Origin of the sequence: Pseudomonas fuscovaginae SE-1 (genome assembly GCF_000364705.1) — a bacterium.
Taxonomy (GTDB): domain Bacteria; phylum Pseudomonadota; class Gammaproteobacteria; order Pseudomonadales; family Pseudomonadaceae; genus Aquipseudomonas; species Aquipseudomonas fuscovaginae_A.
Genome location: NZ_AQOH01000280.1, coordinates 1 through 21,524, shown reverse-complemented (window position 1 = coordinate 21,524; position 21,524 = coordinate 1). Strand labels below are relative to the sequence as shown.

Here is a 21,524-nt window from a genome sequence, read left to right as displayed (position 1 = left end):
CCAGCCGCGGCAGCAGCCAGCGGCTGGCCAGCAGCAGGCCGACGAACAGCACCAGGGTCTTGCCCAGAGTGAACGGCAGGGCCCAGTACCAGGCCTGATCGCTGCTGCCGGCGAACACCGGGACCAGGGTCAGCAGCAGAACCGCGATGACATCCTGGAACAGCAGCACGCCAATCGCGTTCTGGCCGTGGCTACTGAAGATCTCGCCGAGGCTGGTCAGTTCCTTGCTGACGATGGCGGTCGAGGACAGGGCCAGCCCCGTCCCGAGCATCAGCGCCGCCGCCAACGGCATGTCGAAGAACGCCAGCAGAGCGCCCAGCACCGCGCCGGTGCAGGCCACCTGCAGGCTGCCCAGGCCGAAAACCACACGTCGCAGGGCGAGCATCTTCGACAGGGAAAACTCCAGGCCCAGGGAAAACAGCAGGAACACCACGCCCAGCTCGGCCAGATCCGGCAGCGCTTCATTGTCGTTGACCCAGTCGAAGGCGGTCGGTCCCACCAGCAGCCCGACGCACAGGTAACCCAGCACCGGTGGCAACTGCAGGCGCCGGAACAGCGCAATCACCACCAGTGACGAGGCGAGAATGATCAACAGATTGGCAAACACAAGCATCTCCGCAACGGTTCGGAAAAGAAAAATGGCCCGGAAAAAGCAACCGGAAAAAAGTCGTCAGTTTCCCGCAGATGATCGAAACCGGGGGTGATGGAAATCATCCGCGAATGGCAATGTCTCATATCCGGCACGGTTCGCTATGCTCAATCTCGAAATGCCGAGCAGAGTCGTGACAACGGAGAGAAGCATGGAGCGGCTGTATTCGCTGCAGGGCCTTAGGGGTGTGGCAGTTGTTGGGGTCGTGCTGTTTCACATGGCGGCGGTGGAATTCAAGTACTCTGGCGGCGATACCCTGTTGCCGGCGCTGGTGGATTTCTTCCAGTTGGGCGTCGACCTGTTCTTCGTCATCAGTGGCTTCGTCATGGTGATCGTCACCCGTGGTCGTTTCCAGGACAAGGCGCAGTTCCTGCGTTTCCTGTTCAACCGCGTGTCGCGGATCTATCCCAACTACTGGCTGTATTTCTTCATCACCCTGGCGGTGTATCTAGTCTCGCCGACGCTGGTCAACAGCTCCCATGGCGGCTCCAACCTGCCGATGTCGTTCCTTTTGCTGCCCAACGAGCGTGTGCTGCTGGTGATGGTGGCCTGGTCGCTGGTGTTCGAACTGTGGTTCTACCTGGTGTTCAGCGTACTGCTGGCCTTTCGCGAGCGCTGGTTGCCGATCCTGCTGCTGGTCTGGGCACTGGCGCTGGTGGCGTTCAATCTGCTCGGTTCCTGGCAGGACCATGGTCCGGCGCTGAAGATCATCCTGCATCCCTATGCCCTGGAGTTCATCGTCGGCAGCGCCCTGGCGCTGTTCTTCTACGGGCCGCGCAGTGCCAAGGTACCGACGCCGGCCGTCTGGCTGTTGCTTGCGGCCAGCCTGCTGGTGGGTATTCCGCTGATCGATCACTTCCAGTTGTTCCAGCAGGAAGGGCTGCTGCGGATGCTCTCGGTGGGGCTGGTATTCGGTGCCCTGGTCCTCTCGCTGGTATTGCTCGAACGACGTCAATTGATCCGTTTTCCACAACCGCTGGTGTTCACCGGTGACATGTCCTACACCATCTATCTGTCGCATCTGCTGGTACTGGGCGTGGTCGGGCGGGCCTGGCTGCTGATCGGCAACTGGCCGGGCAGCCTGCTGGACAATCTGCTGTTCCTGCTGCTGATGCTGGTGGCGGTGTTGTGCTATGGCTGGGTCGGCTACTCGTTTTTTGAAAAGCCGGTGCTCGATCGGGCGACCCGCTACTGCAACCGCCGGTTTAGCCGCGCCTCGTCGCGCAAGCCGTCCGATTCCTTGTCGGAAAACAGGTGAGTGCCGATGTCCAAAGTCCTCAACGGTAACCTGGATGCGCTGAAGGTCGTGCTGGCGGTGTTCGTGGTGGTGCTGCATTGCCATTTCATGGGCGGCAACTACACGCAGGTGGGCTATCTGCTGTGCAACGGGCTGTTCCGGGTCGCGGTACCGACCTTTTTCGTGATCAACGGCTACTACCTGTGGAAAACCCTCGATGCCGGGCATTCGTTCGCGCTCTGGTTCAAGCGCGGGCTGCTGTTGTATCTGTTCTGGATGCTGGTCTACAGCCCGACCTACGTCAGCCTCGATGCGCTGAGCAGTGTCGGCGCGGTGGTGTGGATCGTGAAGCAGTTCGTGATCGGCTACTTCCACCTCTGGTACCTGCTCGGCATGCTCGGCGGCGGCCTGATCCTGTACCTGCTGCGCGGGCGTCCGACCGGGCAACTGGTGATCCTGGCGCTGCTCGCCTTCACGGTCGGCCTGACGCTGCAATATGCCCGGGTCTATTTCGAGCTGCCCAACGCCTTTCTCCAGCACTTCAACCAGAACGACTACACCGCACGCAATTTCCTGTTCATGGGTTTTCCGTTCATGGCGCTGGGCTTCCTGCTGGCCCGGCACCAGGTACCGGAGCGAGTGACCCGGAGGCAGGTATGCACGGCCCTGGTGCTCGGCCTGTTGCTGGTGTTCGGTGAAGCCTGGCTGAACTACTCGCACCAGGCCGATGCCCGGCAGAACTTCGACTTCCTGCTCTCGTTGCCGCTGATCACTTTGGCGCTTTTCCTGTTGCCGTTCGTCTTCTTCCGCGCCTCCACCAGCAGCCGCAACGCCAAGCTGTCCTCGGCGCTCTACTACGTGCATCCGCTGTTTCTCTATGGCGCGTTGTCGCTGGGTATCCCGTACGGGAACGTCATGACGGCGGTGGTGCTGCTGCTGGCGCTTGCCGCCGCGCCGCTGCTGATCCTGGCCAGTCGCCGGCTGCGTTTCGTGCTCTGAGCGCCGGCTCGACGCAGGCGGGGGCCAGGCCTAGAATGAGCTTTTCCCCTGCCCAGGACCCCTCGCCATGCTGCCTGAATGCCAACTCTTCGGCACCCTGGGTTGCCACCTCTGCGAAGTTGCCGAAGCGGTGCTGATGCCGCTGGTGGAGCACGGCCTGCTGGTGGAACTGGTGGACATCGCCGACGACGAGTCCCTGTTCGAGGTCTACGGCCTGCGGATTCCGGTATTGCGCCGCGTGGATACCGGTGCCGAACTCGGTTGGCCTTTCGATGCCGGGCAGGTCGTCGCCTTCGTGCGCTGAGCGTCCCTGCCAGAACCTTTTCCGGCCTTCTGTTTCATCAGATTACCCTGGCTTGCACCTGGAAAACGGCTGTGCTTACGTCCAAGCATGACGTTTTGACGCAGCACGCATGCGTGGTGCAGGGAGGAAGTGAGATGAAAGGGAGACAAGTGTTGCTGGTCAACCAACTGGGAGGACGCAAATTTCTCGCGATGTTGGTGGTTGGTATGAGCACCGCGACCCTGACATGGTATGGAAAGATTGATGGCGCAACCTATGCCATGGTGATCCTCGGTACGGTGGGCTCGTTCATCGGCGGCAACGTCTATGGCAAGGTCCACCCCAGGGAGTCATGACCGCTCGTGCGGCAGGGAATCCGTTGGCGAATTGCGTAAAATTCAGTTACTGTATATTCATACAGTTTTGTCCCGGTGTTGGTGACAGGATGTCCACCACGACATGCGCACCCAGGGGCGAGACCAGGAAGATCAAGAGGGTAAAGCATGGTCAATGTCGAACAATTGAAATCCAGCGTCAATCGCATGTCCGCCGACGTGGTGAGCGAGGCGGTGCTGGAGTTGCGGCTCGATGGGTTGGTGACGGAAGGCAAGACACCGTTCAACAAGCTGCATTTCAACACCTGTTTCGCGGAAATCGAGGCCCTGTTCCAGCGCGCGGGTTATCACCGCCAGCTGGATGTGGTGGGCTACCAGGGGTTGCTCTATGCGCTCTATGACCCGGGGCGCTGGGAGGCGGTGGATGTGCTGCGCTGGCTGAAGGACTACACCGAGGCGGCCAGTGGCTCGCCATTGCTCAAGAGCCAGGTGGCGGCAGGTTGAAGCCAGCCGGCACGATCGATTGACGGGGCGACGGGGTCTTGCCGGATAATGTCGTCCCAGCCCGCCGTTCGAGCCCCGCCATGTCCGCTTTACCTTTCAATCCCGCCGAAAACCAGGCCAGTACCCTGTATCTGCCACCGGGTAGTTGGCCTACCGTGCTGGACTGCCTGTGCGGGCACTTTCCGTCCATCGGTCGCGAGCAGTGGCTCGACCGGATCGCTCGCGGGCGGGTGCTCGATGCCCAGGGTGCGCCGATCACGGCACAACTGGCCTATCGTGAAGGGTTGAAGATCCACTACTTTCGCGAGGTGCCGAACGAGACACCGATTCCGGTCAAGGAGACGGTTCTCCATGTCGACGAACACCTGGTGGTGGCGGACAAACCGCATTTCCTGCCGGTGACACCGGCCGGCGAGTACGTCGAGCAGACCTTGCTGCGCCGGTTGATCCGCCGTCTGGACAACCCGCACCTGGTGCCGTTGCACCGCATCGATCGGCACACCGCCGGGCTGGTGCTGTTTTCGGCGAATCCCGCGACGCGCTCGGTCTATCAGTCGCTGTTCCCTACCCGGCAGATCGACAAGTTCTACGAGGCGATCGCTCCGGCCCTGCCCGGGCTGGACTTCCCGCGGGTGCACAAGAGCCGGTTGGTCGATGGCGAGCCGTTCTTCCGCATGTGCGAGGGCGAGGGGCCCTGCAATACCGAGACGCTGATCGAGGTCGCCGAGAAGAATGGCGACCTGTGGCGTTACGCCCTGTCCCCGGTGACCGGCAAGAAGCACCAGTTGCGTGTGCACATGGCCGCCCTGGGGGCGGCGATCTGCAATGACCCGTTTTATCCACAGGTGCTCAAGGACGCCGAGGATGACTATGCCAACCCGCTCAAGCTGCTGGCCAAGGGCCTGCGTTTCGTCGATCCGGTGACGGGGCAGATGCGCCGGTTCCAGAGCGAGATCACCCTGCGTTGGTAGCTCTGAACATCCGGCTCGTCATCGCGTGGGCCGCGTTGACCACCGCGCGCAGGCCGAGCAGGTAGCTGTCGACCCCGAAGCCGCAGATCTGCCCCATGCTCACGTCGGCCAGCACCGAGGGCTGGTGCAGGGTTTCGCGCCCGTGGATGTTCGACATGTGCAGTTCCACCACCGGTACCCTCAGGTCCGCCAGGGCGTCGCGAATGTCGTAGCTGCTGTGGGTCCAGGCCCCGGGGTTGATCAGCACCGCATCCACAGGGTCGCGGGCCGCCTGCCGGATCCGTGCGCACATCGCTCCTTCGTGGTTGGTCTGGTAGCTGGTGATGTCGACTTCCAGCTCCCTGGCCAGTTTCAGCAAGCGGGCGTCGATCTGCCTGAGCGTGATACCGCCATGGCGGATCGGTGCGCGTTTGCCGAACAGGTCGTGATTGATGCCGTGGAGCATGAGCACTTTCATGATTCGTCTTCCGCAAGCGAGCAGGCCCCGATAAGGGGGACATCTACAGAATAGGCTTGGGCGGCGGCCCGTGCCCGGCCCCGGCCTTCTGCTCGTCGGAAACGACAAAGCCCGCACGGGGCGGGCTTTGCGGGTGGGCGGGAAAGGCCTTACAGCTCTTTGACGGTACGCACCTGATCCTTGTTGATACGGGTGTTCTTGCCGTCCAGTTGCTTGAACTCGTAGAAGCCCGAGTCGGCGTCATACTTGGGAGTATCCACCGCCTGGATCTCACGCCCGTCGTTCAGGGTGATCACCGTTGGCGTCGAGCAACCGGCGAGGGTGGCCAGGCCAACAGTCAGCATGAGTGCGGCGAGGGTCCGTTGGGTCATGGTGCTTCTCCAGAAAGAATACGGATGGATTACTGCTAGGACGCCATTATTTTCGGCAAGTTCCTTACGGCTGTCCATCCAGCCTGCTGTCGCAATGCTGAAGCAACCGTGGAGTGTTGAGGTTGGCCAGCCTGGCATCACCTGCCGGGCACTGCAGGGCCTGGGCCTGCAACGGCAGCATGACCTGCCGCGGGCTGCGCTCGCCCGCTGCCCAGGCACGTTCGAAGGCGTCGGCCAGCGCCACCGGGATCACGCAGAAGAGTGGTTCCCAGTATTCGCCCTGGCGCACCATCAGTGGCCGCTGCGGATGCTCGTCGGCCACTTCGAGCATGTTCCGCAGCAATGACCGATCGACCTGCGGCACATCGCAGGGCAGCACCAGCAGATGCCGGTGACGCGCCACCGCCAGGCCGGCGCGAATCCCGGCCAGGGGCCCGGGGAAGTCGCTGCTGTCGTCGGTGACCAGGCGATCGGCATAGGCCGCATAGCGTTCCTGGTTGCGGTTGCAGGAAATGATCAGGTCGTCGGTCAGGGGCCGCACCGTGGCATACAGGTGGGCGATCAGGGGTTGGCCCCGAAAGGGCAGCAGGCCCTTGTCCTGGCCACCCATGCGTTGGCCACGGCCGCCGGCCAGGAGCAGAATGGAGAAGTCGGTCAGCGGCATGCGGGTCTCACAGGTGGCAGTCATGACCGCACTTATAACAAGCAACGCTGTGATATAACACCGGCCTGTTTCTCCTTCAACACTCTCCCATAACATTGGACCGAGCCTATGAAAGCCAAGGCCGATACACCATTTGTACCGCTGAACATCGCGGTGCTGACCGTCAGCGATACCCGCACCTTCGAAACCGACACCTCCGGGCAGGTCTTCGTCGACCGCCTGACCGCCGCCGGCCACCGCCTGGCCGAGCGTGTGCTGCTCAAGGACGACCTGTATCGCATTCGTGCCCAGGTTGCCCGCTGGATCGCCGAGGACGTGGTCCAGGTCGTGCTGATCACTGGCGGCACCGGCTTCACTGGCCGCGACAGCACTCCGGAAGCGGTCACCTGCCTGCTGGACAAGCAGGTCGACGGTTTCGGCGAGCTGTTCCGGCAGATCTCCGTGGCCGATATCGGCACCTCCACCGTACAGTCGCGGGCCCTGGCCGGGCTGGCCAACGGCACGCTGGTCTGCTGCCTGCCGGGCTCGACCAACGCGGTACGCACCGGCTGGGACGGCATACTCGCCGAGCAACTGGATTCGCGCCATCGCCCGTGCAACTTCGTTCCACACCTGAAACAGGCGGCACCTTGTGAATCCCGCGGGTAAGCCGGGCAAGAGCGGTGCCCTGATGCCGGTCGAAGTGGCCCTGGCCCGGTTGCTCGAACTGGCCGAGGGGGCCCCGATCCGTGAGGTCGAGCGCCTGCCCCTGGCGGCCGCCGAGGGCCGGGTACTGGCCGAGGACCTGATTTCCAGCCTCGACCTGCCGCCCTGGCCCAACAGTGCCATGGACGGCTATGCACTGCGCCTGGCCGACTGGCAGGGTGAGCCGTTGCCGGTCAGCCAGCGGATTTTCGCCGGCCAGGCCCCGCAGCCCCTGCTGCCGGGGACCTGCGCGCGGATCTTCACCGGAGCACCGGTGCCGGCCGGTGCCGACTGTGTGGAAATGCAGGAAAACGCCGAGGTGCAGGACGATCAGCGGGTGCGTTTCACCCAGCCGCTGAAACCGCAGCAGAACATCCGGCCCCAGGGCCAGGAAACCACGGTTGGCGAACGGGTGCTGGCGGCGGGAACCCGGCTGGGGCCAGTGGAGCAGGGACTGGCTGCTTCCCTGGGCTGCGCCGAACTGACTGTGATCCGTCCGGTGCGGGTGGCGGTGTTGTCGACCGGCGATGAACTGGTCGAGCCGGGCCAGCCCCTCGGGCCGGGGCAGATCTACAACAGCAACCGGGTGCTGCTCTGCAGCTGGCTCAAGCGCCTGGGCTGCGCCGTGGTCGATGCCGGCATCCTGCCGGACGACCTGCCGGCCACCCGCCAGCGCCTGGCGGAGCTGGGGGATGTCGACCTGATCCTGTCCACCGGCGGCGTGTCGGTCGGCGAAGCGGACTTTCTCGGCATCGCCTTGCGCGAAGAGGGTGAGCTGGACCTGTGGAAGCTGGCGATCAAGCCTGGAAAACCGCTGACCTTCGGGCATTTTCGCGGTGTCCCGGTGATCGGTCTGCCGGGTAATCCGGCGTCGACCCTGGTGACCTTCGCGCTGCTGGCGCGGCCCTATCTGTTGCGCCGCCAGGGCGTGCAGGCGGTCGAGCCGTTGCGCTTCCCAGTGCCGGCGGGTTTCGTCTGGCCCAAGCCGGGCAATCGTCGCGAATACCTGCGCGCCCGGCTGGAGAACGGGCGGGCAGTCATCTACCGCAACCAGAGCTCCGGTGTGCTGCGCAGCGCGGCGTGGGCCGAGGGATTGGTGGAGGTGCTGGAAGGGACGACGTTGGCCGAGGGTGATTGGCTGAACTTCATTCCCCTGAGTGAAGTGCTCGGCTAGGTGCCGCCGAGAGCTTCGCGGGCAAGCCACGCTCCTGCAAAGATGCGTACCTTGCAGGAGCGTGGCTTGCCCGCGAAGAGGTACTCAAGGCTTGCGCAAAACCATGGTATCTCCCACGGGAGCGAAAGCGTTCCCAGGACCCCACCCTGCAAGGGGGTTGAAAACCAAGCAAGCGCTAGGTAAGTTCTCTGGGTCTATCCAGGGAGCTTGCCGATGTCTGCCTTTCAGGAATACTTCGACTCCAGCCACCAACTGATACGTGACAGCGTCAGACGTTTCGTCGAACGGGAAATCCTCCCGGACATCGATCGATGGGAAGAAGCCGAAAGCTTCCCCCGCGAGCTCTACCTCAAGGCCGGTGCTGCCGGCATCCTTGGCATCGGTTATCCCGAGGCGCTGGGCGGCAGCCATGAAGGCGATCTGTTCGCCAAGCTCGCGGCCAGCGAGGAACTGATGCGCTGTGGTTCCGGCGGCCTGGTGGCGGGCCTCGGCTCGCTGGATATCGGCCTGCCGCCCATCGTCAAATGGGCGCGCCCCGAGGTTCGCGAACGGGTGGTGCCGGCCGTGCTGGCCGGCGAGAAGATCAGCGCCCTGGCGGTGACCGAGCCGGGCGGCGGCTCGGATGTCGCCAACCTGCAGACCCGTGCCGTGCGCGACGGTGATGGCTACCGCGTCAGTGGCAGCAAGACCTTCATCACCAGCGGCGTGCGCGCCGACTACTACACTGTGGCCGTGCGTACCGGCGAGCCGGGCTTCGGTGGCATCAGCCTGTTGCTGATCGAGAAAGGCACGCCCGGTTTCACCGTCGGCCGGCAGTTGAAGAAGATGGGCTGGTGGGCGTCGGACACCGCCGAGCTGTTCTTCGACGATTGCCTGGTACCGCTGGGCAATCTGATCGGCGCCGAGAACATGGGCTTCGCCTGTATCATGGGCAACTTCCAGAACGAACGCCTGGCCCTGGCGATCATGGCCAACATGACCGCCCAACTGGCGCTGGAAGAAAGCCTGAAGTGGGCGCGGGCGCGTGAGGCCTTCGGCAAGCCCATCGGCAAGTTCCAGGTGATTCGGCATCGCCTGGCCGAGATGGCGACGGCGCTGGAAGTTTCGCGGGAGTTCACCTATCGCCAGGCGGCGAAGATGGCGGCGGGGCAGAGCGTGGTCAAGGAGGTATCGATGGCGAAGAACTTCGCCACCGATACCGCCGAACGGATCACCCACGATGCGGTGCAGATCCTCGGTGGCCTCGGCTACATGCGCGAGAGCCTGGTGGAGCGGCTGTACCGCGACAACCGCATCCTTTCCATCGGTGGCGGCACCCGCGAGGTGATGAACGAGATCATCGGCAAGCAGATGGGGCTCTGAGCCGATAGGCCGTTACTTTTCCGACAACGAGAATTGGGTCAGGCAGTAGGTCGGCACGTTCATGTCGTTCAGCCGCTGGGAACCGCCCAGTTCCGGCAGGTCGATGATCGCGGCGGCCTCGAAGACCTGTGCACCCATGCGCCGGATCAGGTTGGCGGCGGCGATCAGGGTGCCGCCGGTGGCGATCAGATCATCGAAGAGCAGCACCGAGTCGCCTTCGCACAGGCTGTCGGCATGCACTTCGAGGAACGCTTCGCCGTACTCGGTCTGGTAGCCCTCGGACAAGACGTCCGCTGGCAGCTTGCCCTGCTTGCGAAACAGGATCAGTGGCTTGTTCAACTGGTGGGCGATGATCGAACCGATCAGGAAGCCGCGTGCATCCATCGCGCCGATGTGGCTGAAGTCGGATTCGACATAGCGGTGGATGAAACTGTCGACCACCAGCCGAACCGCCCGTGGCGATTGGAACAGGGGGGTGATGTCGCGGAAGATCACGCCCGGTTTTGGAAAGTCGATAACCGGGCGGATCAGGGATTTGATGTCGAAGGTGTCGAAAGCCATTGTCGCGGGTTTCCTGGAGAGCGGTAGGCGTCCAGTATACCCGCGCCGGAATGCGGTGACCTGTGCGAATTGGTCACACAGGTCATCGGGTCAGCTTTCCAGCGAGCCGCCGGCGAGGGCGCAGAGCTGGATCGGGTCGAGGATATGCACTTCCTTGCCCTCGGCGGCGATCAGTTCGCTGGCCTGGAAGCGGGTGAACACCCGTGAGACGGTTTCTACCGCCAGGCCCAGGTAGTTGCCGATCTCGTTGCGCGACATGCTCAGGCGGAACTGGTTGGCGGAGAACCCGCGGGCGCGGAAACGTGCCGAAAGGTTGACCAGGAAGGTGGCGATCCGCTCGTCGGCGGTCTTTTTCGACAGCAACAGCATCATCTGCTGATCGTCGCGGATCTCCCGGCTCATCACTCGCATGAGTTGGCGGCGCAACTGCGGCAGTTGCAGGGCCAGTTCGTCGAGGCGCTCGAAGGGAATCTCGCAGACCGAAGTGGTCTCCAGGGCCTGGGCCGATACCGGATAGGTCTCGGTATCCATCCCCGACAGCCCGACCAGTTCGCTGGGCAAGTGGAAGCCGGTGATCTGTTCCTCGCCGCCGTCGCTCAGGCTGAAGGTCTTCAGCGCGCCGGAGCGCACGGCATAGACGGAACCGAAGGTATCGCCCTGGCGAAAGAGGAATTCCCCCTTCTTTAGTGGGCGTCCGCGTTTGACGATTTCGTCCAGCGCATCCATGTCCTCCAGATTCAATGAAAGTGGTAGGCAGAGAGGGGCCAGGCTGCAATCCTTGCAGTTGGCCTGACTGTGGGCGCGCAGCTTCACGGGCTCGGACATTTCTTGGATCCTTGTGGGAAATCACACATAAGGCGTAAGGGTACCCCAGCAGGGCTTGTTCAGGCCAGCCTGCGCCAAAATGGCGCACCCCTACGAAAGTGCGATTTTCAGATCACCCGGGAGAAGCGCTGGCGGTTCTGCTGTTCCAGGTAGGCATCGAACACCATGCATACCGAGCGCACCAGCAGGCGACCGGCGGGCAGGACGGTGAGCCGCTCGTTGTCCAGCTCGATCAGGCCATCGTCGGCCATGCCCATCAGGCGTGGCCAGAGTGCGGCGAAGTAGCCGCGGAAGTCGATGGTGAACTGCTGTTCGATCCGGGCGAACTCCAGGCTGAAATTGCAGATGATCTGCTGGATCACCTCCCGACGCAGCCGGTCGTCGGCGTTGCACAGCAGGCCGCGGCTGGTTGCCAGTTGCGCGCTGGCCAGGGTGTTCTGGTACTGGTTCAGGTCGCTGCTGTTCTGGCAGTACAGGTCGCCGATCTGGCTGATGGCCGACACGCCCAGGCCGATCAGGTCGCAATGACCATGGGTGGTGTAGCCCTGGAAGTTGCGTTGCAGGGTCGATTCTTCCTGGGCGATCGCCAGTTCGTCGTCCGGCAGGGCGAAGTGGTCCATGCCGATATAGCGATAGCCGGCGGCGGTCAGTTGTTCGATGGTGCGATGGAGCATTTCCAGTTTATCGGCTGGCGCCGGCAGCTCATGGCTGTTGATCCGCCGCTGGGGCAGGAAGCGTTCCGGCAGATGGGCATAGTTGAAGACCGAGAGGCGGTCTGGCTGCAGGTTGATCACTTCGTCCACGGTGCGGGCGAAGTGCTCCGGGGTCTGCTTGGGCAGGCCGTAGATCAGGTCGATGTTGATCGAGCGGAACTGCAGGGTCCGCGCCGCCTCGATGACCGCGCGGGTTTCATCCAGGCTTTGCAGGCGATTGACCGCTCGCTGCACGTTCGGGTCCAGGTCCTGCAGGCCGATGCTGATCCGGTTGAAGCCCAGCTCGCGCAGCAGGCCCATGGTCGACCAGTCGGCTTCCCGCGGGTCGATCTCGATGCCATAGTCGCCGGAATCATCGTCCAGCAGGTTGAAGTGCTGGCGCAGCCGTGCCATCAGCTGGCGCAGCTCGTCGTGGCTGAGAAAGGTCGGCGTGCCGCCGCCAAAGTGCAATTGCTCGACTGTCTGATTCGGGTCGAGGTGGCAGGCCACCAGCTGGATTTCCTGTTCCAGGCGCTGCAGGTAGGGCTGGGCGCGGCCGCGGTCCTTGGTGATGACCTTGTTGCAGGCGCAGTAGTAGCAGATGTTGGCGCAGAACGGCACGTGCACGTACAGCGACAGCGGTCGCGAAGCCTTGCGGCTGTCGCGCAGGGCGTGCAACAGGTCGAAGGTGCCGACCTGGCTGTTGAATTGTACGGCGGTGGGGTAGGAGGTGTAGCGCGGTCCCGCCAGGTCGTAGCGATGAATAAGATCAGAGTCCCAACGAATGGCGTCGAGCATGCGGGCATTCCCCCGGATTGGCTGCAATGCCTCGAGTCTAGGGGGATCGCGCAAGGGCCATGTTGATTTGTATCAACGGCGGCCCGGGCTGTTTCAGGGGTGAGGGCAACAGGCCCGCGGCAGGTTTTGGCGCGGGCTCCTGTGGCGAGCGGGCTTGCCCGCGTTGGGCTGCAAAGCAGCCCCAGGACCCGCCAGGGCGTTGTGTCAGGTACAGAGCGGTAGCGGGTTTCAGGGGGGCTGCGCGACCCAGCGCGGGCAAGCCCGCTCGCCACACAAGTATCCCAGCCTGTTTGGCCGAAATCGGGCTCAGTGCCCCATCAGCCAATGCTGGTGCGGGCCAGGCAGGGTCCACAACCCGAACAGCATCACCAGCAGGCCGCCGCTCAGGCGGACACTGCGTTTGCGCAGCAGGGCCGTGACCCGTTCCGCCGCCAGCCCGGTCGCCAACAGCACCGGCCAGGTGCCCAGGCCGAAGGCGAGCATCAGCAGTGCGCTGTCGAGCGCATCGCCGCGGCTCGCCGCCCACAGCAGCGTGCTGTAGACCAGGCCACACGGTAGCCAGCCCCATAGTGCGCCCAGCAGCAGCGCACGGGGCAGGCTCGACACCGGCAGCAGGCGGTTGGCGACCGGCTGGATATGCCGCCACAGGCCGCGGCCGAGACTTTCGATACGGGTCAGGCCGCTCCACCAGCCGGCCAGGTACAGGCCCATGCTGATCAACAGCAGGCCGGCCAGTATTCGTAGTGCGGTCGCTGCGGGGCTGCTGGCCACCGCCCAGCCGGCCAGCCCGGTCAGCAGCCCGGCCGCCGCGTAGCTGAGCACCCGCCCCAGGTTGTAGGCCAGCAGCAGGCGCAGACGTCGGGCCCGCTGTTCCCGGGGAATCGCCAGAGTCAGGGCGCCCATCAGGCCGCCGCACATGCCCAGGCAATGGCCGCCGCCGAGCAGGCCAAGGATCACCGCCGACACCAGCAGTGGCGCCAGTTCAAGCATGGGGCGGAGTCCGCGGGTCGTGCTCCCTGGCGACGCCGTCGGCTTCGTCGATGGCGGCTTTGTGGTTCGGGTCCTGATCGTCGAACAGGATGCTGTGGGCCGGCCCGTCAAGGTCGTCGTACTGGCCGCTGTCCACCGCCCAGAAGAAAATGTAGACGGCGATGGCGACGATCAGCAGGGCCGCCGGGATCATCACGTAGAGTGCTGGCATCTTTACTCCAGGCCCGCCCGGCTCAGGCCGGTTGCGGGCGGGTCTCGGTCAGGCCGTGGTCGATGGATGGGCCGTGCTGGCGGGTCAGGCGCAAGGCATTCAGGACGACGGTCAACGAACTGATGGACATGCCGACGGCCGCCCATACCGGGGTGATCCAGCCCAGGGCGGCGAACGGCAACATGAGGCCATTGTACAACGCCGCCCAGGCCAGGTTCTCGATGATCACCCGGCGGGTCCGACGGGCCAGGCTGAAAGCCTGCACCAGGGCGTCCAGGCGGTTGGACAGCAGCACGGCGTCGGCGCTGGTCTTGGCCAGGTCGGTGGCCGAGCCCATGGCGACACTGATGTCAGCAGCCGCCAGTACGGGCACATCGTTGACACCGTCACCGAGCATCAGCACCTTGCGGCCCTGGCGCTGCAACTGTTTGAGCACCTGCAACTTGTCATCCGGGCTCAGCCCGCCACGGGCTTCGTCGATCCCCAATTGCGTGGCGACGTCGGTGACCATCGGCGAACTGTCGCCGGACAGCAGCAGGGTCCGCCAGCCACGCGCCCGGCAGGCTTCTAGCAGGTCCGGGGCATCGCTGCGCAGGCGGTCGTCGAGGACGAACCAGGCCAGCGCGCCCTTGCGGTCGCCGAGCAGCAGCCACTGTCCGGCAGCATCCGGCGAAGACGGAATGGCGCAGCCACTGAGGGCGCAGACAAAGTCCGCGCGGCCGATCCGCAGGGTCAGCTCGCCGACCTGGCCTTCCAGGCCGCTGCCGGGTGTGCTCTGGACGTCCTCGGCAGCTTGCGGCGCACGGCCGAAGGCCTTGGCGATCGGGTGTTCGGAACGGTTCTCCAGAGCGGCGGCCAGGGCCAGGCAGCGTTCGCTGTCCAGTGTCCCCAGCGGGAGGATGGCGCGCAATGCGAGGCGGCCTTCGGTGAGGGTGCCGGTCTTGTCGAAGATCACCGTGTCGATCTGGTTCAGCCCTTCGAGCACATGGCCGCGGGTCAGCAGCAGGCCCAGCTTGTGCAGGGTGCCGGTGGCGGCGGTGAGTGCCGTTGGCGTCGCCAGTGACAACGCGCAGGGACAGGTCGCCACCAGCATGGCGAGGACGATCCAGAACGCCCGCTGTGCGTCGACCTGCCACCAGAGCAGGCCGATGGCGGCGGCGGCGATCAGCGACAGCAGCAGGAACCATTGCGAGGCGCGGTCGGCGATTTCCGCCAGGCGCGGTTTCTCGCTCTGGGCGCGTTCCAGCAGGCGGACGATGGCCGACAGCCGGGTGTCCTGGCCGAGGGCGAGGATTTCGACCGTCAGCGCGCCTTCGACGTTCAGCGTGCCGGCAGTGACCGTATCGCCCGGGCCGCGCGGTTGTGGCAGGTACTCGCCGGTCAGCAGCGACTCGTCGATGCTCGACTGGCCTTGCAGGATCCGGCCGTCAGCTGGCAGCACCGCGCCGGGATGCACCAGCACCTGATCGCCCAGGCGCAGTTCGTCGAGCAGGATGCGCTCGCTCTGGCCATCCGCCTGCAGGCGCAGGCAGGACGCTGGCAGCAGGTTGACCAGTTGCGCGGTGGCTGCTGCCGTGCGCTCGCGGGCGCGACGTTCGAGGTAGCGGCCAGCCAGCAGGAACAGCGCGAACATGCCCACCGCATCGAAATACAGCTCGCCGACGCCGGTGATCGAGGTCCAGATCCCGGCGCAGTAGGCGCTGCCGATCGCCAGCGACACCGAGACGTCCATGGTCAGGTGGCGGGTGCGCAGGTCGCGCAGGGCCCCCCGGAAGAACGGTGCGCAACTGTAGAACACGATCGGGGTGGTCAGGAACAGTGCGACCCAGCGCAGGATGACGTGCAGCTCGGGGCTCAGGTCGATGTTGAATTCCGGCCAGGTCGCCATGGTCGCCATCATCGCCTGGAACCACAGCAGGCCGGCCACGCCCAACTGGCGCAGAGACTTGCGGTTCTCGCTGGCCAACTGTTCGCTGGCACGGTCGGGCTGGTAGGGGTGCGCGGCATAACCGATCTGCCGCAGCTCGGCCAGCAGACTGCTCAGCGGTAGTTGGCTGTCGGCCCAACTGACCTGCAGGCGGTGGTTGGACAGGTTCAGTCGCGCCTCGGCCACGGCTGGCAGGTTGCGCAGGTGCTTTTCGATCAGCCAGCCACAGGCCGCGCAACTGATGCCTTCGATCAGTAGCGTGGTCTCGGCCAGTTCGCCGTCATGGCGGACGAAGGGCTGCTGCACATCGGCACGGTCGTACAGCGCCAGTTCATCCGGCAGTTGCACCGGCAGAGCGTCGGGGTTGGCGGAGGTTTCGCTGCGATGGCTGTAGTAGTGCTCCAGGCCGCCGGCGACGATGGCCTCGGCCACCGCCTGGCAGCCCGGGCAGCAGAACTCGCGGGTCTCGCCCAGCACCGCGGCGGTGAAGTGGCTGCCCGAGGGAACGGGCAGGGCGCAGTGGTAACAGGGGAGTGGGGTGGTCATGTCGATGGGGATTGATCGATTCCAGTGAGGCGTTTGTGGTGTTCAGGCTCTTGTGGCTGAGCCGACTTTGCAGCGTTCAGGATTTTACAACTGAGCCGGTTTTTGTAGTGTTCAGGTTTTGTGGCCGGGCCGGTTTTTGCAGTGTTCAGGTTTTGTGGCCGGGCCGGCTTTTGCAGTATTCAGGATTTTGCAACCGGGCCGGTTTTTGTAGTGTTGAGGTTTTGTGGCTGAGTCAGATTTTGTGGCGAGCGGGCTTGCCCGCGCTGGGGCGCGTAGCGGCCCTGAGGCCTGCCACCGCGTTGTACCTGATGCACCCGGACTGACCGGTTTGGGGGCTGCTCCGCAGCCCAGCGCGGGCAAGCCCGCTCGCCACAAGTGCAGCGCTCCCCTCCATTACAAACCTGCAATAAGCACAGAATTCGCCGCAGCTACAAGGTTCTCCACCATCATGGATTCATGTTCATGTTCATGTTCATGTTCATGCCCGCGTCGCTGTCAGTTGTCGAGGTCTTCGGCACCCTTGAGCGGCTCATCACCGAGCAGCAGGTCGCGGTCCTGGCTGACCTGCTCTTCCTCGAACATGCGCCAGGTCTTGCCGTCCTGGGTGCCCAGCAGCTCGACGAAGCGCCGGCCCTCGACCTTGTCGCTCAACTGGCCGATGTAGCGGCCCTGTTCGGTCTGGCTGCGGTTGAGGCTGATCTTGCGATCCTTCTCCGGCTGGGTCGGCGAGATCAGGTTCAGCTCCAGCATGGCCGGTTGACTGTCGCCGCTCAGGCGCAGGTCGACCTCACCGGTCACTTCGTCGAAGTGCACGCTGGCGCGCATCTTCAGCGACTGGGCGAGCAGTTCGCGGTCCAGTGAGCGGTTGATGCCCTTGCCGGCCTCGTAGTAGTTGTCGTTGACCAGGTTGTCCGGGTTATTCACCGCGATGGTCACCATCGACAGGGTCAGAGCCACCGAACAGGCCAGGATGCCGATGATGATCCACGGCCAGAGGTGCTTGTACCAGGGTTGGGTGGCAGTTGCGACAGACATGATGGCTTCCCTTAGCGGATTTGCGGGCCGATGAACCGGCTCTTGGCTTCGACATGGATGCTGTCGTCATCGGCGTCCCTGAGGATGAACTTCACCTCGTTGGTGCTCGATGGCAGTTGCTCAGGCGAGCTGGACAATTCCACCGGCATGCTGAAGATTTCCCCGGCCGGCACGCGGATTTCGCGCCGCCCCTGCAGACGCAGGTCTGGCAGGCCGGCGGCATCGAGCACGTAGGTGTGGTCGCGCTGGTCCTTGTTCATGATCTTCAGGCTGTAGACGTTCTCGATCCGGCCCTCGGCGTTCTCGCGATAGAGTACGCGGTCCTTGCTGACGTCGAAACCGACCAGCGGGCGCATGAGGAAGGCAGTGATCAGCAGGCTGATCATCGCCAGCAGTACTACCGCATAGCCAATCAGGCGAGGGCGCAGGGTGTGGGTCTTCTGTCCGGACAGGTTGTGTTCGGTGGTATAGCTGATCAGCCCGCGCGGGTATTCCATCTTGTCCATGATACTGTCGCAGGCATCGATGCAGGCGGCGCAGCCGATGCATTCGATCTGCAGGCCGTCGCGGATGTCGATACCGGTGGGGCAGACCTGCACGCACATCGTGCAGTCGATGCAGTCACCCAGGCCCTGGGCCTTGTAGTCCGAGCCTTTCTTGCGCGGGCCACGGCTTTCTCCACGGCGCGGGTCGTAGGAGACGATCAGCGTGTCCTTGTCGAACATCACGCTCTGGAAACGGGCGTAGGGGCACATATAGATGCACACCTGCTCACGCAGCCAGCCGGCGTTGCCGTAGGTGGCGAGGGTGAAGAAGCCGACCCAGAAATACGACCAGCCATCGGCCTGGCCGGTGAAGAAGTCGATCACCAGCTCGCGGATCGGCGAGAAATAGCCAACGAAGGTCATGCCGGTGACGAAGCCGATCAGCAGCCACAGGCTGTGCTTGCTGAACTTGCGCAGGAACTTGTTGGCGCTCATGGGCGCCTTGTCGAGCTTGATGCGCTGGTTGCGGTCACCCTCGGTGACCTTCTCGCACCACATGAAGATCCAGGTCCAGACGCTCTGCGGGCAGGTGTAGCCGCACCAGACGCGCCCGGCGTAGACGGTGATGAAGAACAGGCCGAAGGCGGCGATGATCAGCATGCCCGAGAGCAGGATGAAGTCCTGCGGCCAGAAGGTCGCGCCGAAGATGAAGAACTTGCGTTCCGGCAGGTTCCACCAGACGGCCTGGTGGTCGCCCCAGTTCAGCCAGACCGTGCCGAAGTAGAGCAGGAACAGCAGGGCACCGCCGGCCATCCGCAGATTGCGGAACAGGCCGGTGAAGGCTCGGGTGTAGATTTTTTCGCGTGAGGCGTAGAGATCGACGGTGTCGTTCGGTTTCTTGGCAGGTGGCGTAACGTCGTGTACCGGAATCTGATTGCTCATCATTGCATCCCACGGCAGGGGGAAAATGTCGCGGTCAGTACATGCCGACCGTGATCGGATAGCTGGTTGAAGCTTAGTGCAGTGGCTTAATGATACGCCTCTGACCCCGCTCAACGGGTGCGACCTTTGGTCGCGTTGGGTGAAAGCTCGGGATGGTGTAGCGAATGTAACAAAGCATGACGCAGGTCAATTGACTATAGGTCGGAATCGTGGGCGGGCGCGCAACTGGGGATGCGCGCCCGCCCCGTTTCGCGGACCGGCTGGATCAAAGCAATCTGCCGCCGCCGAGGCTGTCCAAGCCACCGTGACCTTCGCGCATGCTGATACTCCTTCTTTACAGGTTGGGATTGGATGTTTGCCGGATGGTTGTCTGCCCGGTGCGGCGCAGTGTTACCGGGACGACAAGGCCGCTCGTGGTATCTATTTATCGCGGGCCGCGATCGCTATCGGCCGTCATGAAAACGGCCCCGGCAGTCTGCACTGGCGGGGCCGTGGGTGTGGCTGCCGGGGGCGGCGTTACTCGGCGGGCTTGTCGTTACCGTGGGACAGGCTGTAGACATAGGCTGCCAGCAGGTGGACCTTGTCGTTGCCCTGGGTCTGTTCCTGGGCCGGCATCTGCCCCTGGCGACCGTAGCGGATGGTCTGTTGCAATTGCGCGAAGCTCGAACCGTAGATGAACGCGGCCGGGTGTGTCAGGTTCGGCGCGCCCATGGCCGGGGTGCCCTTGCCTTCCGGACCATGGCAGGCCACGCAATTGGCGGCGAACAGCTTCTGGCCATTGGCCGGGTCGGCCTTGGCGCCTTCCGGCAGTTTGCGACCGTCGAGGTTGGTCAGCACGAATGCGGCGACATCGGCCACGCCCTGTTCGCCGATCACTTCGGCCCAGGCCGGCATCACGGCATGGCGACCGCCCATGATGGTCTGCTTGATGGTCTGCGGGTCACCGCCCCAACGCCAGTCTTCATCGGTGAGGTTGGGGAAGCCGTAGGCACCCTTGGCGTCGGAACCGTGGCACACCGAACAGTTGGACGCGAACAGCCGGCCGCCCATCTTCAGTGCCTGTGGATCCTTCGCCACTTCCTCGATGGGCATGGCGGCGTATTTGGCGAAGATCGGCCCGAACTTGGCATCCGACCTGGCCATTTCCTTTTCCCATTCGTGCACGCCGGTCCAGCCGGACTGGCCGTTGGCGAAGGGGGTCTGCTTTTCGTTGTCCAGGTAGGTGTAACCTGGCAGCAGGCCTTTCCAGTTGCCCAGGCCGGGGTACAGCACCAGGTAGCCGAGGGCGAAGACGAGGGTGCCGACGAACAGCATGAACCACCATTTCGGCAATGGGTTGTCGTACTCCTCGATGCCATCGAAGGAGTGGCCGACGGTCTCGTCGGTCTGCTCGGCGCGCTGGCCCTTGCGGGTCGACAGCAGCAGCCAGGTCAAGGCGAAGATGGTACCCAGACTGAGGACTGTGACGTACAGACTCCAGAACGTAGTCATTCTTTGTTACTCCTAGAAGCTTGCTCGACGTGCTTGATGGCTTCGGGATCGTCCGCGAAAGGCAGCAAGGTCGCGTCTTCAAACTCCGCCTTGCGCTTGGGGCTGAAGACCCACAAGGCCAGGCCGACAAAGGCCACCATCACCACGAGGGTGCCAAGGCCACGAATCATCCCGATATCCATGAAGAATCACCGTTTGCTTTTGATGATGGTGCCAAGGCCTTGCAGGTAGGCCACCAGCGCGTCCATTTCGGTCTTGCCCTTCACGGCATCCCGGGCACCGGCGATGTCTTCGTCGGTATAGGGCACGCCGAGCGAGCGCAGGACTTCCATCTTCTTCGCGGTGTCCTTGCCGTCGAGCTTGTTTTCCACGAGGAACGGGTACGCCGGCATTTTCGACTCGGGCACCACGTTGCGCGGGTTGTACAGGTGCGCGCGGTGCCAGTCATCGGAGTAACGACCGCCGACCCGTGCCAGGTCCGGGCCGGTACGCTTGGAACCCCACAGGAACGGGTGGTCCCAGACGCTTTCACCGGCCACCGAATAGTGGCCGTAGCGTTCGGTCTCGGCGCGGAACGGCCGGATCATCTGCGAGTGGCAGCCGACACAACCGTTGGCGATGTAGATGTCGCGGCCTTCCAGTTCCAGGGCGGTGCGTGGCTTCATGCCTTCGACCGGTTTGTTGGTGACGTCCTGGAAGAACAGCGGGACAATCTGGGTCAGGCCGCCGATGCTCACGGCGATGACCATGAAGAAGGCCAGCAGGCCGATATTCTTCTCGACTACTTCGTGCTTCATCAGTGAGCTCCAACGACAGCGATTCGAGCGGCGGCTTCAGCTTCAGCCGGGTTCGAGGCGCGAACGGTACGGAAGGTGTTGTACGCCATCAGCAGCATGCCGCTGGCGAAGAACGCCCCGCCCAGGGCGCGGACGATGAAGCCGGGGTGGCTGGCCTGCAGCGCTTCGACGAAGGAGTAGGTCAGGGTGCCGTCATCGTTGATCGCCCGCCACATCAGGCCCTGGGTGATGCCGTTGACCCACATCGAGGCGATATAGAGCACGGTACCGATGGTGGCCAGCCAGAAGTGCGCGTTGATCAGGCCGACGCTGTGCATCTGCTCGCGGCCGAACAGTTTCGGAATCATGTGGTAGACCGCGCCGATGGAGATCATCGCCACCCAGCCGAGGGCGCCGGCGTGGACGTGGCCGATGGTCCAGTCGGTGTAGTGCGAGAGCGAGTTGACGGTCTTGATCGCCATCATCGGGCCTTCGAAGGTCGACATGCCGTAGAACGCCAGGGACACCACGAGGAAGCGCAGGATCGGGTCGGTC

Annotated in this window: 25 protein-coding genes; 9 read left to right on the top strand and 16 right to left on the bottom strand. The window is 63.8% G+C overall.

What is annotated here, in order from left to right; genetic code table 11:
* Window positions 1-607 (bottom strand): cation:proton antiporter (locus tag K675_RS0122105; RefSeq protein WP_017905647.1); only part of this gene is annotated, 607 nt, incomplete at its 3' end.
* A gap of 193 nt (window positions 608-800) precedes the next feature.
* Between K675_RS0122105 and K675_RS0122100 the strand changes: the two genes are divergently transcribed.
* From K675_RS0122100 to K675_RS0122075, 6 genes are all read left to right on the top strand, one after another.
* Entirely contained in the window at window positions 801-1,907 is a 1,107-nt protein-coding gene (locus K675_RS0122100) for an acyltransferase family protein (RefSeq protein ID WP_017905646.1), read from the top strand.
* A 6-nt stretch (window positions 1,908-1,913) separates the two neighbouring features.
* Window positions 1,914-2,885 carry an acyltransferase family protein gene (locus K675_RS0122095; RefSeq protein WP_017905645.1) on the top strand — a complete coding sequence of 324 codons (972 nt, stop codon included), beginning with the start codon at window positions 1,914-1,916 and terminating at the stop codon, window positions 2,883-2,885.
* A 67-nt stretch (window positions 2,886-2,952) separates the two neighbouring features.
* The gene (locus K675_RS0122090; protein WP_017905644.1) at window positions 2,953-3,189 is read left to right on the top strand and encodes a glutaredoxin family protein; all 237 of its coding nucleotides are present in this window, start codon (window positions 2,953-2,955) and stop codon (window positions 3,187-3,189) included.
* Between the two features lie 134 nt (window positions 3,190-3,323).
* The gene (locus K675_RS0122085) at window positions 3,324-3,524 is read left to right on the top strand and encodes a hypothetical protein (RefSeq protein WP_026145429.1); all 201 of its coding nucleotides are present in this window, start codon (window positions 3,324-3,326) and stop codon (window positions 3,522-3,524) included.
* A gap of 147 nt (window positions 3,525-3,671) precedes the next feature.
* Window positions 3,672-4,007: a hypothetical protein gene (locus tag K675_RS0122080; RefSeq protein ID WP_017905642.1), complete on the top strand. Its 336-nt coding sequence runs from the start codon at window positions 3,672-3,674 to the stop codon at window positions 4,005-4,007.
* Window positions 4,008-4,087: 80 nt separating this feature from the next.
* Window positions 4,088-4,978 carry a pseudouridine synthase gene (locus K675_RS0122075; RefSeq protein ID WP_017905641.1) on the top strand — a complete coding sequence of 297 codons (891 nt, stop codon included), beginning with the start codon at window positions 4,088-4,090 and terminating at the stop codon, window positions 4,976-4,978.
* Here K675_RS0122075 and K675_RS31265 read toward each other — a convergent pair.
* The 3 genes from K675_RS31265 to mobA all read right to left on the bottom strand — a co-directional run bounded on the left by K675_RS31265 (window position 4,962) and on the right by mobA (window position 6,470).
* Entirely contained in the window at window positions 4,962-5,435 is a 474-nt protein-coding gene (locus K675_RS31265; protein ID WP_051070761.1) for a type II 3-dehydroquinate dehydratase, read from the bottom strand. The two genes, K675_RS0122075 and K675_RS31265, sit on opposite strands and share 17 nt — an antisense overlap.
* Window positions 5,436-5,584: 149 nt before the next feature.
* Entirely contained in the window at window positions 5,585-5,806 is a 222-nt protein-coding gene (locus K675_RS0122065; RefSeq protein WP_017905639.1) for a YgdI/YgdR family lipoprotein, read from the bottom strand.
* A gap of 64 nt (window positions 5,807-5,870) precedes the next feature.
* On the bottom strand, window positions 5,871-6,470 hold the full coding sequence (gene mobA / locus K675_RS0122060; RefSeq protein ID WP_017905638.1) for a molybdenum cofactor guanylyltransferase MobA: 600 nt from the start codon (window positions 6,468-6,470) through the stop codon (window positions 5,871-5,873).
* A gap of 108 nt (window positions 6,471-6,578) precedes the next feature.
* Between mobA and moaB the strand changes: the two genes are divergently transcribed.
* The 3 genes from moaB (at window position 6,579) to K675_RS0122045 (ending at window position 9,690) form a co-directional block, all read left to right on the top strand.
* The gene (gene moaB / locus K675_RS0122055; protein WP_017905637.1) at window positions 6,579-7,118 is read left to right on the top strand and encodes a molybdenum cofactor biosynthesis protein B; all 540 of its coding nucleotides are present in this window, start codon (window positions 6,579-6,581) and stop codon (window positions 7,116-7,118) included.
* 22 nt (window positions 7,119-7,140) lie between these two features.
* Entirely contained in the window at window positions 7,141-8,328 is a 1,188-nt protein-coding gene (gene glp, locus K675_RS0122050; RefSeq protein ID WP_198291671.1) for a gephyrin-like molybdotransferase Glp, read from the top strand.
* A gap of 213 nt (window positions 8,329-8,541) precedes the next feature.
* A complete protein-coding gene (locus K675_RS0122045; protein WP_017905635.1) occupies window positions 8,542-9,690 on the top strand; it encodes an acyl-CoA dehydrogenase family protein in 1,149 nt (382 codons plus the stop codon).
* Window positions 9,691-9,702: 12 nt separating this feature from the next.
* Here K675_RS0122045 and K675_RS0122040 read toward each other — a convergent pair whose 3' ends face one another.
* The 12 genes from K675_RS0122040 to K675_RS0121985 all read right to left on the bottom strand — a co-directional run.
* Window positions 9,703-10,251 (bottom strand): adenine phosphoribosyltransferase, encoded by a 549-nt coding sequence (locus K675_RS0122040; RefSeq protein WP_017905634.1) that lies wholly within the window; start codon window positions 10,249-10,251, stop codon window positions 9,703-9,705.
* Between the two features lie 90 nt (window positions 10,252-10,341).
* Window positions 10,342-11,076 carry a fumarate/nitrate reduction transcriptional regulator Fnr gene (fnr, locus tag K675_RS0122035; protein WP_017905633.1) on the bottom strand — a complete coding sequence of 245 codons (735 nt, stop codon included), beginning with the start codon at window positions 11,074-11,076 and terminating at the stop codon, window positions 10,342-10,344.
* A 107-nt stretch (window positions 11,077-11,183) separates the two neighbouring features.
* The gene (gene hemN / locus K675_RS0122030) at window positions 11,184-12,566 is read right to left on the bottom strand and encodes an oxygen-independent coproporphyrinogen III oxidase (RefSeq protein WP_017905632.1); all 1,383 of its coding nucleotides are present in this window, start codon (window positions 12,564-12,566) and stop codon (window positions 11,184-11,186) included.
* Window positions 12,567-12,872: 306 nt separating this feature from the next.
* Entirely contained in the window at window positions 12,873-13,556 is a 684-nt protein-coding gene (locus K675_RS0122025; RefSeq protein WP_017905631.1) for a sulfite exporter TauE/SafE family protein, read from the bottom strand.
* The gene (ccoS, locus tag K675_RS0122020) at window positions 13,549-13,767 is read right to left on the bottom strand and encodes a cbb3-type cytochrome oxidase assembly protein CcoS (RefSeq protein ID WP_017905630.1); all 219 of its coding nucleotides are present in this window, start codon (window positions 13,765-13,767) and stop codon (window positions 13,549-13,551) included. Before ccoS ends, K675_RS0122025 begins: the two co-directional genes overlap by 8 nt.
* A 22-nt stretch (window positions 13,768-13,789) precedes the next feature.
* Window positions 13,790-16,240: a heavy metal translocating P-type ATPase gene (locus K675_RS31260; RefSeq protein WP_017905629.1), complete on the bottom strand. Its 2,451-nt coding sequence runs from the start codon at window positions 16,238-16,240 to the stop codon at window positions 13,790-13,792.
* Between the two features lie 495 nt (window positions 16,241-16,735).
* The gene (locus K675_RS0122010; protein ID WP_017905628.1) at window positions 16,736-17,275 is read right to left on the bottom strand and encodes a FixH family protein; all 540 of its coding nucleotides are present in this window, start codon (window positions 17,273-17,275) and stop codon (window positions 16,736-16,738) included.
* An 11-nt stretch (window positions 17,276-17,286) separates the two neighbouring features.
* Window positions 17,287-18,702 (bottom strand): cytochrome c oxidase accessory protein CcoG, encoded by a 1,416-nt coding sequence (ccoG, locus tag K675_RS0122005; RefSeq protein WP_017905627.1) that lies wholly within the window; start codon window positions 18,700-18,702, stop codon window positions 17,287-17,289.
* Between the two features lie 516 nt (window positions 18,703-19,218).
* Complete coding sequence (gene ccoP, locus K675_RS0122000; RefSeq protein ID WP_017905626.1) at window positions 19,219-20,193, bottom strand: cytochrome-c oxidase, cbb3-type subunit III; 975 nt, start codon at window positions 20,191-20,193, stop codon at window positions 19,219-19,221.
* Complete coding sequence (locus tag K675_RS0121995; RefSeq protein WP_026145428.1) at window positions 20,190-20,375, bottom strand: CcoQ/FixQ family Cbb3-type cytochrome c oxidase assembly chaperone; 186 nt, start codon at window positions 20,373-20,375, stop codon at window positions 20,190-20,192. Before K675_RS0121995 ends, ccoP begins: the two co-directional genes overlap by 4 nt.
* Before the next feature lie 6 nt (window positions 20,376-20,381).
* A complete protein-coding gene (gene ccoO, locus K675_RS0121990; protein WP_017905624.1) occupies window positions 20,382-20,990 on the bottom strand; it encodes a cytochrome-c oxidase, cbb3-type subunit II in 609 nt (202 codons plus the stop codon).
* The coding region (locus tag K675_RS0121985; RefSeq protein WP_017905623.1) for a cbb3-type cytochrome c oxidase subunit I at window positions 20,990-21,524 on the bottom strand (535 nt) is incomplete at its 5' end. The genes ccoO and K675_RS0121985, both read right to left, overlap by 1 nt.

Coding starts and splice junctions, on each gene's coding strand:
- K675_RS0122100 (WP_017905646.1), top strand. CDS start 801: ATGGAGCGGCTGTATTCGCTGCAGGGCCTTAGGGGTGTGGCAGTTGTT.
- K675_RS0122095 (WP_017905645.1), top strand. CDS start 1,914: ATGTCCAAAGTCCTCAACGGTAACCTGGATGCGCTGAAGGTCGTGCTG.
- K675_RS0122090 (WP_017905644.1), top strand. CDS start 2,953: ATGCTGCCTGAATGCCAACTCTTCGGCACCCTGGGTTGCCACCTCTGC.
- K675_RS0122085 (WP_026145429.1), top strand. CDS start 3,324: ATGAAAGGGAGACAAGTGTTGCTGGTCAACCAACTGGGAGGACGCAAA.
- K675_RS0122080 (WP_017905642.1), top strand. CDS start 3,672: ATGGTCAATGTCGAACAATTGAAATCCAGCGTCAATCGCATGTCCGCC.
- K675_RS0122075 (WP_017905641.1), top strand. CDS start 4,088: ATGTCCGCTTTACCTTTCAATCCCGCCGAAAACCAGGCCAGTACCCTG.
- K675_RS31265 (WP_051070761.1), bottom strand. CDS start 5,435: ATGAAAGTGCTCATGCTCCACGGCATCAATCACGACCTGTTCGGCAAA.
- K675_RS0122065 (WP_017905639.1), bottom strand. CDS start 5,806: ATGACCCAACGGACCCTCGCCGCACTCATGCTGACTGTTGGCCTGGCC.
- mobA (WP_017905638.1), bottom strand. CDS start 6,470: ATGCCGCTGACCGACTTCTCCATTCTGCTCCTGGCCGGCGGCCGTGGC.
- moaB (WP_017905637.1), top strand. CDS start 6,579: ATGAAAGCCAAGGCCGATACACCATTTGTACCGCTGAACATCGCGGTG.
- glp (WP_198291671.1), top strand. CDS start 7,141: ATGCCGGTCGAAGTGGCCCTGGCCCGGTTGCTCGAACTGGCCGAGGGG.
- K675_RS0122045 (WP_017905635.1), top strand. CDS start 8,542: ATGTCTGCCTTTCAGGAATACTTCGACTCCAGCCACCAACTGATACGT.
- K675_RS0122040 (WP_017905634.1), bottom strand. CDS start 10,251: ATGGCTTTCGACACCTTCGACATCAAATCCCTGATCCGCCCGGTTATC.
- fnr (WP_017905633.1), bottom strand. CDS start 11,076: ATGTCCGAGCCCGTGAAGCTGCGCGCCCACAGTCAGGCCAACTGCAAG.
- hemN (WP_017905632.1), bottom strand. CDS start 12,566: ATGCTCGACGCCATTCGTTGGGACTCTGATCTTATTCATCGCTACGAC.
- K675_RS0122025 (WP_017905631.1), bottom strand. CDS start 13,556: ATGCTTGAACTGGCGCCACTGCTGGTGTCGGCGGTGATCCTTGGCCTG.
- ccoS (WP_017905630.1), bottom strand. CDS start 13,767: ATGCCAGCACTCTACGTGATGATCCCGGCGGCCCTGCTGATCGTCGCC.
- K675_RS31260 (WP_017905629.1), bottom strand. CDS start 16,240: ATGACCACCCCACTCCCCTGTTACCACTGCGCCCTGCCCGTTCCCTCG.
- K675_RS0122010 (WP_017905628.1), bottom strand. CDS start 17,275: ATGTCTGTCGCAACTGCCACCCAACCCTGGTACAAGCACCTCTGGCCG.
- ccoG (WP_017905627.1), bottom strand. CDS start 18,702: ATGAGCAATCAGATTCCGGTACACGACGTTACGCCACCTGCCAAGAAA.
- ccoP (WP_017905626.1), bottom strand. CDS start 20,193: ATGACTACGTTCTGGAGTCTGTACGTCACAGTCCTCAGTCTGGGTACC.
- K675_RS0121995 (WP_026145428.1), bottom strand. CDS start 20,375: ATGGATATCGGGATGATTCGTGGCCTTGGCACCCTCGTGGTGATGGTG.
- ccoO (WP_017905624.1), bottom strand. CDS start 20,990: ATGAAGCACGAAGTAGTCGAGAAGAATATCGGCCTGCTGGCCTTCTTC.